Here is a 17,531-nt window from a genome sequence, read left to right as displayed (position 1 = left end):
GTGCCCGACGCACGCCGCGCGGCACGTGCCTTGCGCGGCCGCCTCGCATCGGCTCATCCCGAACCAAGGAGAAACGGCATGGCGACAGTGGCGGATTTCATCGTCGAACGGCTGTACGACTGGGGCGTGCGCCGCATCTACGGCTACCCCGGCGACGGCATCAACGGATTTTTCGGCGCGCTGAACCGCGCGGACGGCAAGATCGAATTCATCCAGGCGCGCCACGAGGAGATGGCGGCCTTCATGGCATCCGCGCATGCAAAATTTACAGGCGAGCTGGGTGTGTGCGTCGCGACGTCGGGCCCCGGCGCCGCGCACCTCGTGACGGGCCTCTACGACGCGCGGCTCGACCACATGCCGGTGCTCGCGATCGTCGGCCAGCAGGCGCGCGCGGCGCTCGGCGGCCACTACCAGCAGGAAGTGGATCTTCCGGCGCTTTTCAAGGACGTTGCAGGCGCATTCGTTCAGCTTGCAACGGTGCCGGGCCAGGTGCGCCATCTGGTCGACCGCGCGGTGCGCACCGCACTGGGTGCGCGCACGGTCACCGCGCTCGTGCTGCCGAACGATCTGCAGGAACTCGACTACGCGCCGCCGAAACGCGCGCACGGCACCGTGCATTCGGGGGTCGGCTATACCGCGCCGAAAGTGGTGCCGTATGCGGACGACCTGCGACGCGCGGCCGACGTGCTCAACGCGGGGTCGAAAGTCGCGCTGCTGGTCGGCGCCGGCGCGCTGAAGGCGACCGACGAGGTCATCGCGGTGGCCGACCGGCTCGGCGCGGGCGCCGCGAAAGCGCTGCTCGGCAAGGCCGCGCTGCCGGACGATCTGCCGTGGGTCACCGGCTCGATCGGGCTGCTCGGCACCAAGCCGAGCTACGAGCTGATGACCGAATGCGACACGCTGCTGGTCGTCGGCTCCGGTTTTCCGTATTCGGAATTCCTGCCGAAGGAAGGCCAGGCGCGCGGCGTGCAGATCGACCTGAAGGCCGACATGCTGAGCCTGCGCTACCCGATGGAAGTCAATCTGGTCGGCGACAGCGCCGAGACGCTGCGCGCGCTGCTGCCGCTCCTGAACGAGCGTCGCGACACCGCATGGCGCGACCGGATCGCGAAATGGAACCACGACTGGCACGACACGCTCGCGGCGCGCGCGGCCGCGAAGGCCAGCGCGGGGCGCGGCGTGAACCCGCAGCGCGCGTTTACCGAACTGTCGCCGCGCCTGCCCGACGACGTGATCCTGACGAGCGATTCGGGCTCCTGCGCGAACTGGTATGCGCGCGACCTGATGATGCGGCGCGGGATGATGGGCTCGCTGTCCGGCGGGCTCGCGTCGATGGGCGCCGCGGTCCCCTACGCGATCGCCGCGAAGTTCGCGCATCCGGTGCGCCCGGTGATCGCGATGGTCGGCGACGGCGCGATGCAGATGAACAACATGGCCGAGCTGATCACCGTCGCGAAATACTGGCGCCAGTGGCCCGACCCGCGCTGGATCTGCATGGTGCTGAACAACGAGGACCTGAACCAGGTCACGTGGGAGCAGCGCGTGATGGAAGGCGACCCGAAGTTCGACGCATCGCAGCAGATCCCGAACGTGCCGTACTACCGCTTCGCGACGCTGCTCGGTCTCAAGGGCATCTACGTCGACGATCCGGAACAGCTCGGCGCCGCGTGGGACGAAGCGCTCGCGTCCGACCGGCCGGTCGTGCTCGAGGTGAAGAGCGACCCCGAGGTGCCGCCGCTACCGCCGCACGTGACGCTGCAGCAGGCGAAGCATTTCGCCGAAACGCTGGTGAAAGGCGATCCGCGCGAGGGCAACGTGATCGTCGAGACCGCGCGGCAGGTGTTGTCGGCCGTGCTGCCGGGCAATGGCGAACACGACGACAAGCGCGGCAAGGGAGGGAAAGGCGAATCGTAAGCAAGCGGCGCGTGCGGGACGGCGCGACACCCTAGCCGATGTCGACGTCGTCGCGCCCGTCGCCCTGCAGCGCCAGCGCCGCGTTCACGAGCCCGACCTGCGCGAGCGTGAACGGAAAATTTCCGCACATCCGCCGCGCCTTCACGTCATATTCCTCGGCCAGCAGCCCGACGTCGTTGCGCAGGCCGAGCAGCCGCTCGAACAGCGCGTGCGCGTCGTCGTCGCGCCCTTGCATCCGGTACACCTGCACGAGCCAGAAGCCAGCCGCGACAAACGCGCCTTCGTCGCCTTCGCAGCCGTCCTCGAAACGCGGCGGCCGATAGCGGAATGGCAAGCCGTCGTCCATCAGCTCGCGCTCGATCGCGGCGACCGTCGCGGCGACGCGCGGGTCGGACGCATCGAGCATCCCCGTCAACGGAATCAGCAACAGGCTGACGTCGATGCCGTCGCCGTCGAAGCGGTCGACGAAGCGGCCGAGTGTGGCGTGATAGCCGCGCTCGAGCACCTCCGCACGCACCGCGTCGGCCCAGCGCCGCCACACGTCGAGCGGCGCGTGGTGGCCGAAGGCGCGCGCGGAGCGGTACGCGCTTTCGACCGCGGCCCACACCATTACCTTCGACGACGTGAACGGATGCCGTCCGCTGCGCACTTCCCAGATGCCTTCGTCCGGCTCGCGCCAGATCGTCGCCAGATGTTCGAGCAGGCGCCGCTCCAGCACCCACGCGTCGTCGTCGGGCGGCAGCCCATGCCGGCGCGCGTGGTACAGCGCGCCGAGCACCTCGCCGTACACGTCGAGTTGCAACTGATCGGCTGCGGCGTTGCCGAAGCGCACCGGCCGCGCACCTTCGTAGCCGGCCAGATGCACGGCCTCCCACTCGGCCGCGCGCCGGCCGCCGTCGGCTGCATACAGCACCTGCAGTTGCGACGGATGATCGGCGATCGCACGTACGAGCCAGTCGCGCCAGCGCGCGGCTTCGTCGTGATAGCCGCAGCGCACCAGCGCGCGCAACGTGAAACTCGCATCGCGCAGCCAGCAGAACCGGTAGTCCCAGTTGCGCGCGCCACCGAAGCGCTCGGGCAACGAACTGGTCGGCGCCGCGACGATGCCGCCGGTGCGCACGCTCGACAGCAGCTTCACCGTGATCAATGCGCGCTCGATCGCGTCGCGATACGGGCCTTCGGCGGCGTTGCAATCCGACCAGCCGCGCCAGAACACCTGCGTGTCGTGCAACGATGCGTATGCATCGGGCACGGCCGGCGCCGGGTCGAACGAGCGCGCATAACTGATGCAGAAATCCACCCGCTCGCCCGCCGCGATCCGTCGTGTGCCGACCAGCCGGTCGCTCTGCACGTCGAGCCGCGCATCGGTGTCGAGCCACATCGCATCGCCGCCCGTCATCATCCGCCAGCGGCGGCCGAAAGGCCGGCACCACGGCAGCGCGTTGCCGTAATCGAAGCGCACGCCGAGATCGACATCGACATCGACCGTCCCGCGCTCGCCGCTCACGCTGCGGATCAGGCACGGATCGCGCGCGTTCCAGCTCATCCAGTCGGTGATCGAGATGCAGCCCGACGACGTTTCGAACGTCGTTTCGAGGATCGCGGTGCGCGGCAGATAGCGGCGTGTCGTGCGGGCATCCTGCTCGCGCGGCGCAATCCGGAACCGGCCGTTGTCCGGCGTACCGACGAGCGCGGCGAAACACGGCGGCGAATCGAAATCCGGCCAGCACAGCCAGTCGATGCTGCCGTCCCGCGCGACGAGCGCCGCGCTGCGGCCGTCGCCGACGAGCGCGTAATCCTCGATCCGCATCGCGTTCACCGGCTCCGTTTGCGCACGGCGGCAAACGCGCCGGCGAGCAGCGCGACGGCCGCGCCGAAAGCGAGCACGCGCGACGCGCCGAGCCCGGCCTCGGCACCCGCGCGGCGCGCTTCGTCGGTGAACGCGCCGCGCGTCGCGTGCCGGCCCGGCACGGGGGCCCACAGATTCGACACGCGCGGGCCAGCCGGCGCCGCGCGCTGCTGGCCGCGCACGGCGGTGCGCGCGAGATAGCGATCGAAGCAGCCGGGCGCGAGGCCGTTCGCGACGATCGCCGCGAGCGACGACCAACCGACCCAGCGCTCGCGGCACGGATGCCGGACGGCGTGCACGATCGCATCGGCCGCCACTTCCGGCGCATAGACCGGCGCGACCGGACGCGGTGCGTGCGGCAGCACCGATTCGGCCCAGTCGAACTGCGGCGTGTCGATCGCGGGCAGTTGCACCATCGTCACGCGCACGCGGCTGCGCGCATGCAGCAGCTCGCAGCGCAGCGCGTCGGTGAAGCCGCGGATCGCGTGTTTCGCGCCGCAGTACGGCGTCTGTAGCGGAATCGACCGGTACGCGAGCGCCGAGCCGACCTGCACGATCGTGCCGCGGTTGCGCGGAACCATTCGCGCGAGCGCGGCCCGCGTGCCGTACACGTAACCGAGGTAGGTGACGGCCGTTACGCGCGCATAGTCTTCCGGCGAGATTTCGTCGAACGGCGCGAACACGGTGACCATCGCGTTGTTGACCCACACGTCGAGCGGCCCGAGTTCGTGTTCGATCCGCTCGGCCGCCGCGTCGAGCGCGGCCGCGTCGCTGACGTCGACGGCGATCGGCAGCGCCCGGACGCCATACGCGCGCACCTCGCTTGCGGTGTCGTCCAGCGCGCGCGGATCGCGAGCGAGCAGCGCGACGTTCGCGCCGAGCCGCGCAAACGCGTGGGCGCTCGCGCGGCCGACGCCGGCGCTCGCACCGGTGATCGCGACGGTCTTCACGGTCGGTTCCTCCCGTTTTGCGATGAGGGCGGCACGCCTCGGCGTGCCGGAACACGATCGGCGCAGCAAACGGTATGCCGTCGTCCACGCGGGCCGCATCGCTCCGGCAATGGTCGTGAACGGCCGCCCAATTTACAAGCCGGCTGTAACGCAACGGCCGTTGCGCGCGCAGTTTCGCCCCCTCCAGGCTGCCCAGCAGCGAGCCCGGCGCGCACGAAACTTGCTCGGCCGCGAACGGTTGTCGTCGCCGCCGAACGCGGCAAGGAGTCGCGTTGCTCGTCCCGTCGTCCAGGAAAACGTGTCGTATCGCATGCATCGCGCCGTTCGCTTGGGCGGTCGGGCCGATGGTCGCGCGCGCGGCCACCGAGCGTGCCGTCCCCGGCAATCCGGCCGCGCCGCTACCGCTCGCGTACGTGATCCACGCGGCGGGCCCCGCCGCGCAGCCGGTCTTCGTGCTCGGGTGGGCGTTGCTCGCGCTGTGCACGTTCGTCTGCGTCGCGATCGCGGTGCTGCTGCTGATCGCGCTGTTTCGCCGTCGCGCGCACGCGGGCGGCGGCTACGGCAGCGGGCTGACGATCGTGACCGTCGGCACCGCGATCTCGATCCTGCTGCTGTTCGGCGCGCTCGTGTACATGCTGCGCGTGCTGGGCGCGATCGCGGCGCCGCCGCGTCCGCCCGCGCTGACGATCACCGTGACCGCGCAAGACTGGTGGTGGGCCGTTCGTTATCCGGACGAGGCAGGCGGCCCGGGCTTCGTCACGGCGAACGAGATCCATATTCCGGTGGGCGAGCCGGTCGCGATCGAGCTGAAGAGCGCCGACGTGATCCATGCGTTCTGGGTGCCGCAACTCGCCGGCAAGACGCAGACGATTCCCGGCCAGACGAACCGCCAATGGCTGCAGGCCGACCGGCCCGGCATCTACCGCGGCCAGTGCTCGCAATACTGCGGCGCGCAGCATGCGCACATGGCGTTCGAAGTCGTCGCCGAGCCGCCCGACGCGTTTCGTGCGTGGCTCGCCGCGCAGCGGCAACCGGCCCCAGCACCCGCGGCGGGCGCCGGCGCCGAGCGCCGCGGCCAGCGCGTGTTCGCCGCGCGCTGCGCGGGCTGCCACGCGGTGCGCGGCACCGACGCGACGGGCGATGCCGGCCCCGATCTCACGCACGTCGGCACGCGCCGGCTGCTCGCGGCCGGCACGCTCGACAACACGCCCGACAACCTGCGCCGCTGGATCGCGCTTGCGCAGCAAATCAAACCGCAATCGCTGATGCCGTCGATCGCGCTCGCGCCGCGCGATGCCGACGATCTCGCCGCGTATCTCGCGACGCTGCACTGAACCGAGGATGCCGATGGCCATTGCCCGCGACACGCCCGCCCCGCTCAGCCGCGTACCCGATCTCGGCGAAGCGCCGCCCGGCTCCCCGCACGAACGCGCGCTGGCCGAGCTGTGGGAATCGGAACCCGGCTGGCGCGGCTGGCTCGGCACCGTCGATCACAAGCGCATCGGGCTGCGCTACATCGTCACCGCGTTCGCGTTCCTGCTGCTCGGCGGCGTCGAGGCGCTCGTGATGCGCATCCAGCTCGCGCGGCCGAACGCGACGCTGCTCACGCCCGCGCAATACGATGCGCTGTTCACGATGCACGGCGTCACGATGATCTTCCTGTACGCGCTACCCGTGCTGTCCGGCTTCGCGAACTATCTGTGGCCGCTGATGCTCGGCTCGCGCGACATGGCTTTCCCGCGGCTGAACGCGTTCTCGTACTGGTCGTTCCTGTTCGCCGGGCTCTTCCTGTACGCGAGCTTTCCGCTCGGCGCGGTGCCGGACGGCGGCTGGTTCAATTACGTGCCGCTCACGTCGCTCGACTACAGCGCCGGCGCGAACATCGACATCTACGCGCTCGGGATGATCCTGCTCGGCATCTCGACGACCGGCGGCGCCGCGAACTTCGTCGTCACGCTGCTGCGGATGCGCGCGCACGGCATGTCGATCGATCGCGTGCCGATCATCGTGTGGGGCACGCTGACCGCGTCGGTCGCGAACCTGGTCGCGGTGCCGTCGGTGAGCCTCGCGTTCCTGCTGCTGTGGCTCGACCGCAATGCCGGCACGCATTTCTTCGACGTCGCGCACGGCGGCCGTCCGCTGTTGTGGCAGCACCTGTTCTGGATGTTCGCGCATCCGTGGGTCTACGTGGTCGTGCTGCCGGCGATGGGGATCGTGTCGGACGCGCTGCCGACCTTCTGCCGGCGTCCGCTCGTCGCATACGAGGCCGTCGCCGTGTCGACGGTGGCGACGATGCTGATCGGCTTCGAGGTGTGGGTCCACCACATGTTCGCGACGGGCATCGCGCCGCTCGCGCTCGCGTTCTTCGGCGCCGCGAGCATGCTGATTTCGATTCCGAGCGCGGTCGCGGTGTTCGCGTGGATCGCGACGATCTGGACCGGCCGCCCCGTGTTCCGCACGCCGTTCCTGTATTTCGCCGGCTTCGTGCTGATGTTCGTGATCGGCGGCGTGTCCGGCGTGATGACCGCGGCCGTGCCGCTCGACTGGCAGCTCACCGATACGTACTTCGTCGTCGCGCACCTGCACTACGTGCTGCTCGGCATCAACGTATTTCCGGTGCTCGGCGGCGTCGCGTACTGGTTCCCGAAATTCACCGGGCGGATGATGAACGAACGGTTCGGCCGCTGGACCTTCTGGGTCGTGCTGTTCGGCTTCAACCTCGGCTTCTTCCCGATGCATATTTCCGGGCTGCTCGGGATGCCGCGCCGCATCTATACCTATCCATCGGGAATGGGTTGGGACACGTCGAACCTGCTGACGACGATCGGCTCGTTCGTGTTCGGGATCGGCATCGTGATGTTCGTCGTCAACGCGCTGGTGAGCGCGCGGCGCGGCGTGCGCGCCGGCGAGAATCCGTGGGGCGCGGCCGGCCTCGAGTGGTCGGTCGCGTCGCCGACGCCCGTGTACAACTTCGCGGTGCTGCCGCTCGTCGCGTCGCGGCATCCGCTGTGGGAAACGCGCGACGATCCGGCGCGCACCAGCCTGCGGGTCGGCTACCGGCTCGCGAACGGGCGCGAGGCGCTCGCGGTCACGCCGCTCGCCGCCGCGCCGAGCGCGATCCTGAAGATGCCCGAAGACAGTTGCGTGCCGTTCGTGCTCGCGCTGCTCGCGACCGCCGTGTTCGCGGCGATGCTCGCGCGCTCGCCGACGCTCGTCTGCGTGGCCGTCGCCGGTTGCGCGATCGCCACCGCCGCGTGGCTGTGGCCGCGCCGCGAACTTGGGCAACGCGTGCGCCTGCCGGCCCGCGCCGACACGCAGGCGCCCGCCGCGGCCGCCGGGCTTCATCCGGACGAACCGCCGTCCGCGACGGCGCCGGCAGCCGCGCCGGCCGCGTGCATCGAGCCGCTGCCGGTCGGCAGTTGCGGCGAACGTGCAGGCGGCTGGTGGGGCGTGCTCACGCTGATCGTGACCGAAGCCGGGCTGTTCGGCTACCTGCTGTTCTGCTACTTCTACCTGCAGTCGCAGTGGTCCGCGCCGTGGCCGCCCGAAGGGATGCCGAAGATCGGGCTCGCGGCCGTCAACACGGTCGTGTTGCTGTCGAGCAGCGTGTTCGTATGGCTCGCCGAGCGGGCGGTGCGGGCCGGCCGGCAGGCGCGCGCGGTCGCGCTGCTCGTCGTCGCGCTGGCGCTCGGCACCGCGTTCGCGCTGGTTCAGCTGCACGAATGGCGCGATCACCCGTACGGCCCGACCGCGCATCTGTACGGCAGCCTCTACTTCACGATCACCGGGTTCCACCTCGCGCACGTCGTGGCCGGTCTCGCGATCCTCGCACTGCTCGCCGCGTGGACGGCCGCCGGCTTCTTCGGCCGCGAGCGACGCGTCGCGCTGACGGTCGGCGGGCTCTACTGGCACTTCGTCGACATCGTGTGGCTATTCATCTTCACCGCGCTGTACGTATCGCCGTTCTGGCTGAGGAGCACCGGATGAACGACGCCCGACGCGCGTGGACGCCGCTGCTCGCGATCGCCGCCGGCCTCGTCGGCGCGCCCGCGCTGTGGTTCACGCAGATGCTGGTGTCGGAGACGCTCGCGTCCACAGCGTGCTATCCGCTCGGTGTCGCGCAGGCCGCGCCGCGCTGGGCGCACGTCGGCGCGTGGCTCGCGCTGATCGCCGCGGGCGCGTTCGCGCTGGCCGCGGCCTGCGCGACCTGGCTCGCACGCATGTGGCGGCGCCGGCACGATGCCGATGCGCGTGCCGTGACGCGCGACAGCAGTACGCGCTTTCTCGCGCGCTGCGGCATGCTCGCGGCGCTCGGTTTCGTGATCGGTCTGGTGTTTACGGGGATCGTCACCGCTTTCGTAGGGCCTTGCAGTCCATGGCGCTGATCCCGTTCGCTTCGTTCCCGTTCCGCGTTCCGGGCCGCCGCGCGGGGGGCGCGTTCGCGGTATGCGTCGCGCTCTGCGCGTGCGACGTGCGGCAGGACGACAACGCGGCCGCGGGCAGCGGCACGGCCGGCGCCGCGTCGGCGGCTGAAGCGCCCGATCCCGCGTCGGGCTGGCGGTTCGTGCGGATTCGCGCGTCGGCGGCCGATGCCGGCGCGTCGATGTCCGCGCGCGTGCAGAACGACCGTCGGCTGTCACGCGACCGGGATGCATCGGTGGCGGATGCGACATCGTCCGCGGCATCCACCCCGCCGCCCGGCGCCGCTTCCGCTTCGACCGCCCGCCGCCCGGTCATCGCGGCGGCGGCCGCGAGCGCCGACGCCGCGACGATCGCGCGCGGCCGCTATCTCGCGCTCGCCGGCGATTGCGCCGCGTGCCACGACGCGGCCGACCATACGCCGTACGCGGGCGGGCAGCCGGTGAATTCGCCGTTCGGGCCGATCTATGCGCCCAACATCACGCCGGACCCGACGCACGGCATAGGCAACTACACGCTACGGCAATTCGACGATGCCATGCGGCGCGGCGTGCGCGCGGACGGCAGCCGGCTGTATCCGGCAATGCCGTACCCGTCGTTCGCGCACCTGAGCGACGACGACGTGCGCGCGCTGTATGCGTATTTCATGCGCGGCGTCGCGCCGTCCGCGAATGCGGCGAAACTCACGCAACTGCCGTTTCCGTTCAACCAGCGCTGGGCGCTCGGGCTGTGGAGCCTCGTGTTCGCGAACCGCGACCGGTTCACGCCGCAGCCGTCGCAATCGGCGGAATGGAATCGCGGCGCGTATCTCGTGCAGGGGCTCGGCCATTGCGGCGCATGCCATACGCCACGCGGCCCGGCCTACAACGAACGCGGCTACGACGAGCGCAGCCCCCCGTTCCTGACCGGCGGCATCAACGACCACTGGTTCGCGCCGAACCTGACCGGCGCAGCCCCGGACGGCCTCGGCCGCTGGTCGGCCGACGACATCGCCGCGTTCCTGCGCAGCGGCCACGCGGCGCGCGGCGCGGTATTCGGCGCGATGGCGCCGGTTGTCGGCGAAAGCACGGCGCTGCTGACGGATGCCGATCGCCACGCGATCGCCGTGTACCTGAAATCGTTGCCCGCGCAACCGACTGCCGCGACGAATCCGCTCGGTGTCGGTGTCCCGCGGCTGACCGTTGCCGGCCCGCGTCCGGAAGGCGGCCAGCAGGCGCCGGGGGCCGGCGTGTATGCGGGGTTCTGTGCACGCTGCCATGGCGCCGACGGTAAAGGCGTACCTGATCACGGGCCGGCGCTCGCGGGCAGTTCGATCGTCGCGGCGGCCGATCCGACGAGCACGATCCGGATCGTGGTCGAAGGTGTGCGGCCCACGCCCGGCAAACCGGGGCCGGTGCAGCGGATGCCGGCGATGCGCGGCGCGCTGACGAGCGGCGAGATCGCGGCGGTGGTCAGCTACGTGCGCGGTGCGTGGGGGAATCGGGCGGCGCCTGTGTCGGAGCAGGATGTGCGGCGGTTGCGGGGGGCGATCAAGCGGTAGCCGCGTGTCGCGCGGGGGCACCGCGCGATGCCGGCGGGATCCATACGGGCGGGCCCGGCGCGAAAGTTTCAGCCGGGCCTGACGACATCACCCGTGGGCCGCCGCCCGTGCGGGCGAACGCGTGCGCGCGCGACGTCGGCTCAGGTGCGGGTGCCGCTTCGGTGGCCTGCGTGGACGGCGCAACGGTCGGATGCAATCCCAACGCGGCGACGACCTTCATGATCGTTGCAGTTTCGACGCCACCGCTACCGGCTCGCAACAGCCTGCGCTTCCGGCGCCTGCCACCCGCCGCCGAGCGCCTTGAACGCGGCGACCGCCGCGCGCGCCGCTTCGGTTCGCGCCTGCACGCGTTCGTCCGATGCGCGCAGCAGGCTTTCGTCGGCCTGCAACACTTCGATCAGGCTGAGCACCCCTTTCTGGTAAGCCGCAAACGATGCGGTCCGCGCGCGGCCGAGTGAATTCACGCCGTCGCCGAGAATGGCCGCCTGCTCGTCACGCTTGACGAGCGCCGAGAACGCATTTTCGACGTCCTCGGTCGCGTGCAGTGCCGCGAGCCGATACGCGGCCAGCATTTCGGCATCCTGCCCTTTCGCTTGCGCGATCTGTGCATTGATCCGGCCGAAGTCGAACAGGCGCCAGCGCAGACCGAGCACGCCCGCCGCTTGGTTCGCGCCGCCGGCAAACAGGTTGCCCGCGCCCATCGTCGTCGCGCTGCCGAGCAGTCCGCCCAGCGAGAACTTCGGGTAATACTCGGCGATGGCCACGCCGATGCGCGCGTTCGACGCCGCCACGCGCCGCTCGGCGACAATCAGGTCGGGCCGGCGCCGCAGCAGTTCGCCGGGCGTGCCGGTGGCCGCGATCCGCGGTGCGACCGGTACGTCGCCGCCGGCAAGCAATGCCGCGCGATGCGTGCCGGGCTGCGCGCCAAGCATCACGTCGAGCGCATTCATCGCCGCGTCCAGCGCCGCTTCGAGCACCGGCACCGTCGCGCGAACCTGGGCAAGCGCGCCTTCGGCCTGCTTCACCTGAAGCTCCGCCGCGAGACCCTTCCCATAGAGCAGGTTGAGCGTCGACAGCAGATCCTGCTCGGTCCGCACCTGGCGCCGCGCGACGTCGAGGCGGCCCTGCAACCCGCGAATCGTGATGTAGGTATCCGCGGTTTGCGCGGCGACGGCGAGCCGCGTCGCGACCGCCGCCGCTTCGGATACCTGATAGTCGGCGAGCGCCGCTTCGCGGCCGCGGCGTAATCCGCCGAATACGTCCAGCTCCCAGCTTGCGTTGAGATCGGCCTCGTAGTCGTTGCCATGACGGTCGAAACCGGGCGTCGCATTCAACACCTGCCCCAACGGCGTTTCGACCGACTGATAGACGCGCGCGGCCTGGCCGCTCACATTGCCGGACGGCAGCAGCGCCGCATTCGCCGCACCGAGCCCCGCGTGCGCCTGCGCGACGCGCGCCGCGGCCTGCGCAAGATCGAGGTTCTGGGCGAGCGCCAGCGTGATGTATCGCGTCAGTTGCGGATCGCCGAAGCCCGTCCACCACGTCGCGAGATCGGCGTCGGCCGCCGCGTGGCGCTGGCCCACGGCGCGCTGCCCGTGGAACTGCTCCGGCATCGCCACGTCCGGCCGCACATAGTCGGGACCGACGGCGCATCCCGCCGACAAGATGGCGGCGAGCGCCGCGGCAACGATGGGTTTGGGTAGCATGTGGGCGTTAGCAAGAATCCGGTTGTGACTATAATACCAAATAGTCACTCGTTGCACATTCCTGTCCGTTGCAGCTTATGAAAAAAATCGACTCTTCCCCGGCGCCCGCACGCGGCCCGGCCGACCACGACGTCCGCGACCAGATCGTGGCCGCCGCCACCGAGCACTTCAGCCGGTACGGCTACGAAAAGACGACCGTGTCGGACCTCGCGAAGGCGATCGGCTTCTCGAAGGCCTATATCTACAAGTTCTTCGAGTCGAAACAGGCGATCGGCGAGATGATTTGCGCGAACTGCCTGCGCGAGATCGAAACGGACGTGCGCGCGGCCGTGGCCGCGGCCGAACTACCCACCGAAAAGCTGCGGCGGATGTTCAAGGTCTTTACCGAAGCGAGCCTGCGGCTGTTCTTCCGCGACCGCAAGCTGTACGACATCGCGGCATCGGCCGCGACCGGGAACTGGCAGTCGGTGCAGGCCTACGAGGCGCGCGTGCAGAAACTGCTGCAGGACGTCCTCCAGGAAGGCCGGCAAAACGGCGAGTTCGAGCGCAAGACCCCGCTGGACGAAACCGCCACGGCGATCTACCTCGTGATGCGGCCGTACCTGAACCCGCTGCTGCTGCAGTACAACCTCGACACGACCGACGCCGCACCCGCCCAACTGTCGAGCCTTGTTCTCCGAAGCCTCGCGCCGTGATGCGTCACCGTTTGTGACGGTTGACTATATTGGTCACTAGATACACAATGAAAGCCCCGCTCACTTCGTCACTGGGTCTTTCATGGTTCGGCGTCGTCTCGCTTTCCTCGCAGTCGCTTCCGCACGGCCCGTCGCGCTAGCCGCCTGCAGCGGAAAAGCGCCGTCCGACCCGCGCACGGAGGCGCCTCTCGTGCGCACCGCCGTCGTGCAGGCGGCCGCTCCCGCGTCCCGCTCGTTCACCGGAACCGTCGCCGCGCGCGTGCAGAGCGATCTCGGCTTCCGCGTAGCCGGCAAGGTGCTGGAGCGGCTCGTCGATACCGGGCAAACCGTGCGGCGCGGCCAGCCGCTGATGCGACTCGACCCGGTCGACCTGAAGCTCGCGGCGCGCGCCCGCGACGAGGCGGTCGCCGCCGCACGGGCCCGCGCGCGGCAAACCGCCGAGGACGAAGCCCGCTACCGCGACCTGCGCGGCACCGGCGCGATATCGGCATCCGCGTACGACCAGGCCAAGGCCGCGGCCGATGCCGCGAAAGCGCAACTGAGCGCCGCCGAGGCCGACGCCGACGTCGCGCGCAATGCGACCGGCTATGCGCAACTCGTCGCGGACGGCGACGGCGTGGTGATGGAAACGCTCGCGGAACCGGGCCAGGTCGTCAGCGCGGGACAACCGGTGGTGCGGCTCGCGCACGCCGGCAGCCGCGAGGCCGTGATCCAGTTGCCCGAAACCCTGCGCCCGGCGATCGGGTCGGCGGCACAGGCCGGACTGTTCGGCAAGCCGGACGTCGGCGTCCCCGCGACGCTGCGCCAGCTTTCCGATACCGCGGACGCGAGAACGCGTACTTTCGAAGCGCGCTACGTGCTGCAGGGCGTGCTGGCCAATGCACCGCTGGGCGCGACCGTCACGATCCGCATCGCGGACGACGCGCGCACGGCTTCGCCGCGCGGCATGCAGGTGCCGATCGGCGCGCTGCTGGACGCGGGCAACGGGCCCGGCGTGTGGGTCGTCGCCGGCGAACCGGCCAAGGTGACGTGGCGGCCGGTCAAGGTCGAGCATCTCGACGACGACAGCGCACGCGTGTCCGGCGACGGCACGCTCAAACCGGGCGAGCGCGTCGTCGCGCTCGGCGCCCCGCTGCTGCACGAAGGCGAAGCGGTCCGCGTCGCCGCGCAGGCCGCGACGATCGCGAGCGAAGGAGCACGGCCGTGAGCGAACGCCGCTTCAACCTGTCCGCGCTCGCCGTGCGCGAGCGCGCGATCACGCTGTTCCTGATCTGCCTGATTTCGCTGGCTGGCCTCGTGTCGTTCTTCAAGCTGGGCCGCGCGGAAGACCCCGCGTTCACGATCAAGGTGATGACCATCATCACCGCATGGCCGGGCGCCACCGCGCAGGAAATGCACGACCAGGTCGCCGAAAAGATCGAAAAGCGCATGCAGGAGTTGCGCTGGTACGACCGCACCGAAACCTATACGCGCCCGGGCCTCGCGATCACGACGCTGACGCTGCTCGACAGCACGCCGCCGTCGGAAGTGCAGGAGCAGTTCTACCAGGCACGGAAAAAGATCGGCGACGAGGCGACCACCCTTCCTGCCGGCGTGATCGGCCCGATGGTCAACGACGAATACGCGGACGTCACGTTCGCGCTGTTTGCGCTGAAGGCCAGGGGCGAACCGCAGCGCCTGCTGGTGCGCGACGCCGAAGCGTTGCGCCAGCGGCTGCTGCACGTGGCGGGCGTGAAGAAGGTCGACATCATCGGCGAGCAGGCCGAGCGTATCTACGTGCAGTTGTCGCACGACCGGCTCGCGACGCTCGGCGTGAGCCCGCAGGACGTGTTCGCCGCACTCAACGGCCAGAACGTGCTGACGGCGGCCGGCTCCGTCGAGACGCGCGGGCCGGAGATCTTCATTCGCGTGGACGGCGCGTTCGACAAGCTGCAGAAGATCCGCGACACGCCGATCGTCTCGCAGGGCCGCACGCTGAAGCTGTCGGACATCGCGACCGTCGAGCGCGGCTACGAAGATCCGTCGACGTTCTTGATCCGCAACAACGGCGAACCCGCGCTGATGCTGGGCATCGTGATGCGCGACGGCTGGAACGGGCTCGACCTCGGCCGCGCGCTGGACCGCGAAGTCGGCGCGATCAATGCGGGGCTGCCGCTCGGCATGAGCGTGACCAAGGTCACCGACCAATCCGTGAACATCAGCTCGGCCGTCGACGAGTTTATGGTCAAGTTCTTCGCCGCGCTGCTCGTCGTCATGCTGGTGAGCTTCGTCAGCATGGGCTGGCGCGTGGGGCTCGTCGTCGCTGCGGCCGTCCCGCTGACGCTGGCCGTGGTGTTCGTCGTGATGGCCGCCACCGGCAAGAACTTCGACCGCATCACGCTGGGTTCGCTGATTCTCGCGCTCGGGCTGCTCGTCGACGACGCGATCATCGCGATCGAAATGATGGTCGTGAAGATGGAGGAAGGCTACGGGCGCGTGGCCGCTTCGGCCTATGCGTGGAGCCATACGGCCGCGCCGATGCTGGCCGGCACGCTCGTGACCGCGGTCGGCTTCATGCCGAACGGCTTCGCGCGCTCCACGGCCGGCGAATACACGAGCAACATGTTCTGGATCGTCGGGATCGCGCTGATCGCGTCGTGGGTCGTGGCGGTGGCGTTCACGCCGTACCTCGGCGTGAAGATGCTGCCCGAGTTCAGGAAGATCGAAGGCGGCCACGACGCGATCTACGACACGCCCCGCTACAACCGCTTCCGCCAGATGCTGACGCGCGTGATCGCGCGCAAATGGCTGGTCGCGGGGTCCGTCGTCGGCCTGTTTGCACTCGCCATTCTCGGCATGGCGGTCGTGAAGAAACAGTTCTTCCCGATTTCCGATCGCCCCGAGGTGCTCGTCGAGGTACAGATGCCGTACGGCACGTCGATTTCGCAAACGAGCGCCGCCGCGTCGAAAGTCGAAGCATGGCTCGCGAAGCAGAAGGAAGCGCGAATCGTCACCGCGTACGTCGGCCAGGGCGCGCCGCGCTTCTATCTGGCGATGGGACCGGAGTTGCCCGATCCGTCGTTCGCGAAGATCGTCGTGCGCACCGATAGCCAGGACGAACGCGACGCGTTGAAGGCACGGCTACGCCGCGCCGTCGCCGACGGCCTCGCGCCGGAAGCGCGCGTGCGCGTCACGCAACTCGTGTTCGGCCCGTATTCGCCGTTCCCGGTCGCGTACCGGATCACGGGCCCCGATCCGGACACGCTGCGCGGCATCGCGTCCGCAGTCGGGCACGTGATGAACGGCAGCCCGATGATGCGCACGGTCAATGCCGACTGGGGCACGCGCGCGCCGACGCTGCATTTCACGTTGCAGCAGGATCGCCTGCAGGCGGTCGGGCTGACGTCCAGCGCGGTCGCGCAGCAGTTGCAGTTCCTGCTGACCGGCGTGCCGGTCACCGCGGTGCGCGAGGATATCCGGACCGTGCAGGTCGTCGCGCGTTCGGGCGGCGATGCGCGGCTCGACCCGGCGCGGCTCGACGACTTCACGCTCGCCGGCGCGAACGGGCAGCGCATTCCGCTGTCGCAGGTCGGCAAGGTCGACGTGCGGATGGAGGAGCCGATCATGCGCTGGCGCGATCGCGTGCCGACGATCACGGTGCGCGGCGATATCGCCGACGGTTTGCAGCCGCCGGACGTATCGGCCGCGATCACGAAGCAGCTACAGTCGATCGTCGCGCGGTTGCCGAGCGGCTACAAGATCGAAGAAGCAGGCTCCATCGAGGAATCGGGCAAGGCGACCACGGCGATGCTGCCGCTGTTCCCGATCATGCTCGCGATCACGCTGGTCATCATCATCTTCCAGGTGCGCTCGATCTCGGCGATGGTGATGGTATTCATGACGAGCCCGCTCGGGCTGATCGGCGTGGTGCCGACGCTGATCCTGTTCCGGCAGCCGTTCGGCATCAATGCGCTGGTCGGGCTCATTGCGCTGTCGGGGATCCTGATGCGCAACACGCTGATCCTGATCGGGCAGATCCATCAGAACGAACAGGCCGGGCTCGATCCGTTCCATGCAGTCGTCGAGGCGACCGTGCAGCGCGCGCGGCCGGTAATCCTCACCGCGATGGCGGCCGTGCTCGCGTTCATTCCGCTCACGCATTCGGTGTTCTGGGGCACGCTCGCGTACACGCTGATCGGCGGCACGTTCGCCGGCACGATCCTCACGCTGGTATTCCTCCCCGCGATGTACGCGATCTGGTTCAGGATCGGGCCCGGCCGTGCCGCCGGCTCGCATCGCGGCCTGCAACCGGCATCGCCGGGCGAGATCGCGCTTCAGCCCGCGCTCGACGCGCGCGATTGATCCGTCCGCCATTCATCGTGTCGAAGGAAACCGTCATGGCGAATTCAGCCGTTGTCGTCGTGCCCGGCGTGTCGTCAAGGCGTCGGGCGCGCGGCCCTGTCGGCGGCAGCCGGATTC

Annotated in this window: 11 protein-coding genes; 8 read left to right on the top strand and 3 right to left on the bottom strand. The window is 69.7% G+C overall.

Annotation, left to right across the window (positions count from 1 at the left end; translation table 11 throughout):
- Positions 1-78: 78 nt before the first annotated feature.
- A complete protein-coding gene (locus CFB49_RS32340; RefSeq protein WP_089493407.1) occupies positions 79-1,914 on the top strand; it encodes a thiamine pyrophosphate-requiring protein in 1,836 nt (611 codons plus the stop codon).
- 31 nt (positions 1,915-1,945) lie between these two features.
- Here CFB49_RS32340 and CFB49_RS32335 read toward each other — a convergent pair whose 3' ends face one another.
- Positions 1,946-3,724, bottom strand: coding sequence for a glycoside hydrolase family 15 protein (locus tag CFB49_RS32335; RefSeq protein WP_089493732.1), 1,779 nt, complete (start codon positions 3,722-3,724; stop codon positions 1,946-1,948).
- 5 nt (positions 3,725-3,729) lie between these two features.
- Complete coding sequence (locus tag CFB49_RS32330; RefSeq protein WP_089493731.1) at positions 3,730-4,713, bottom strand: SDR family oxidoreductase; 984 nt, start codon at positions 4,711-4,713, stop codon at positions 3,730-3,732.
- Positions 4,714-4,985: 272 nt separating this feature from the next.
- Between CFB49_RS32330 and coxB the strand changes: the two genes are divergently transcribed.
- From coxB to CFB49_RS32310, 4 genes are read left to right on the top strand one after another with little or no spacing between them, the layout of a single operon-like run.
- Positions 4,986-6,047, top strand: a complete 1,062-nt coding sequence (gene coxB / locus CFB49_RS32325; protein WP_089437774.1) for a cytochrome c oxidase subunit II — start codon at positions 4,986-4,988, stop codon at positions 6,045-6,047.
- 13 nt (positions 6,048-6,060) lie between these two features.
- A complete protein-coding gene (gene ctaD / locus CFB49_RS32320) occupies positions 6,061-8,700 on the top strand; it encodes a cytochrome c oxidase subunit I (protein WP_089493730.1) in 2,640 nt (879 codons plus the stop codon).
- Positions 8,697-9,098: a cytochrome C oxidase subunit I gene (locus CFB49_RS32315; protein WP_089493406.1), complete on the top strand. Its 402-nt coding sequence runs from the start codon at positions 8,697-8,699 to the stop codon at positions 9,096-9,098. Before ctaD ends, CFB49_RS32315 begins: the two co-directional genes overlap by 4 nt.
- Positions 9,089-10,672 (top strand): c-type cytochrome, encoded by a 1,584-nt coding sequence (locus CFB49_RS32310; protein ID WP_089493405.1) that lies wholly within the window; start codon positions 9,089-9,091, stop codon positions 10,670-10,672. The genes CFB49_RS32315 and CFB49_RS32310 overlap by 10 nt, the downstream gene beginning before the upstream one ends.
- A gap of 245 nt (positions 10,673-10,917) precedes the next feature.
- Here CFB49_RS32310 and CFB49_RS32300 read toward each other — a convergent pair whose 3' ends face one another.
- Positions 10,918-12,378, bottom strand: a complete 1,461-nt coding sequence (locus CFB49_RS32300) for an efflux transporter outer membrane subunit (protein ID WP_089493404.1) — start codon at positions 12,376-12,378, stop codon at positions 10,918-10,920.
- 77 nt (positions 12,379-12,455) lie between these two features.
- Between CFB49_RS32300 and CFB49_RS32295 the strand changes: the two genes are divergently transcribed.
- The 3 genes from CFB49_RS32295 to CFB49_RS32285 all read left to right on the top strand — a co-directional run bounded on the left by CFB49_RS32295 (position 12,456) and on the right by CFB49_RS32285 (position 17,414).
- Positions 12,456-13,073: a TetR/AcrR family transcriptional regulator gene (locus tag CFB49_RS32295; RefSeq protein ID WP_069616953.1), complete on the top strand. Its 618-nt coding sequence runs from the start codon at positions 12,456-12,458 to the stop codon at positions 13,071-13,073.
- 82 nt (positions 13,074-13,155) lie between these two features.
- The gene (locus tag CFB49_RS32290; protein WP_089493403.1) at positions 13,156-14,280 is read left to right on the top strand and encodes an efflux RND transporter periplasmic adaptor subunit; all 1,125 of its coding nucleotides are present in this window, start codon (positions 13,156-13,158) and stop codon (positions 14,278-14,280) included.
- Positions 14,277-17,414, top strand: coding sequence for an efflux RND transporter permease subunit (locus CFB49_RS32285; RefSeq protein WP_089493402.1), 3,138 nt, complete (start codon positions 14,277-14,279; stop codon positions 17,412-17,414). The genes CFB49_RS32290 and CFB49_RS32285 overlap by 4 nt, the downstream gene beginning before the upstream one ends.
- Positions 17,415-17,531 lie beyond the last annotated feature (117 nt).

Origin of the sequence: Burkholderia sp. AU17457, from assembly GCF_002223255.1 — a bacterium.
In the GTDB taxonomy this organism is placed as follows: Bacteria; Pseudomonadota; Gammaproteobacteria; order Burkholderiales; family Burkholderiaceae; genus Burkholderia; species Burkholderia sola.
The sequence above is the reverse complement of the archived record's forward strand: the minus strand, read 5'-3'. Positions and strand labels throughout refer to the sequence as shown.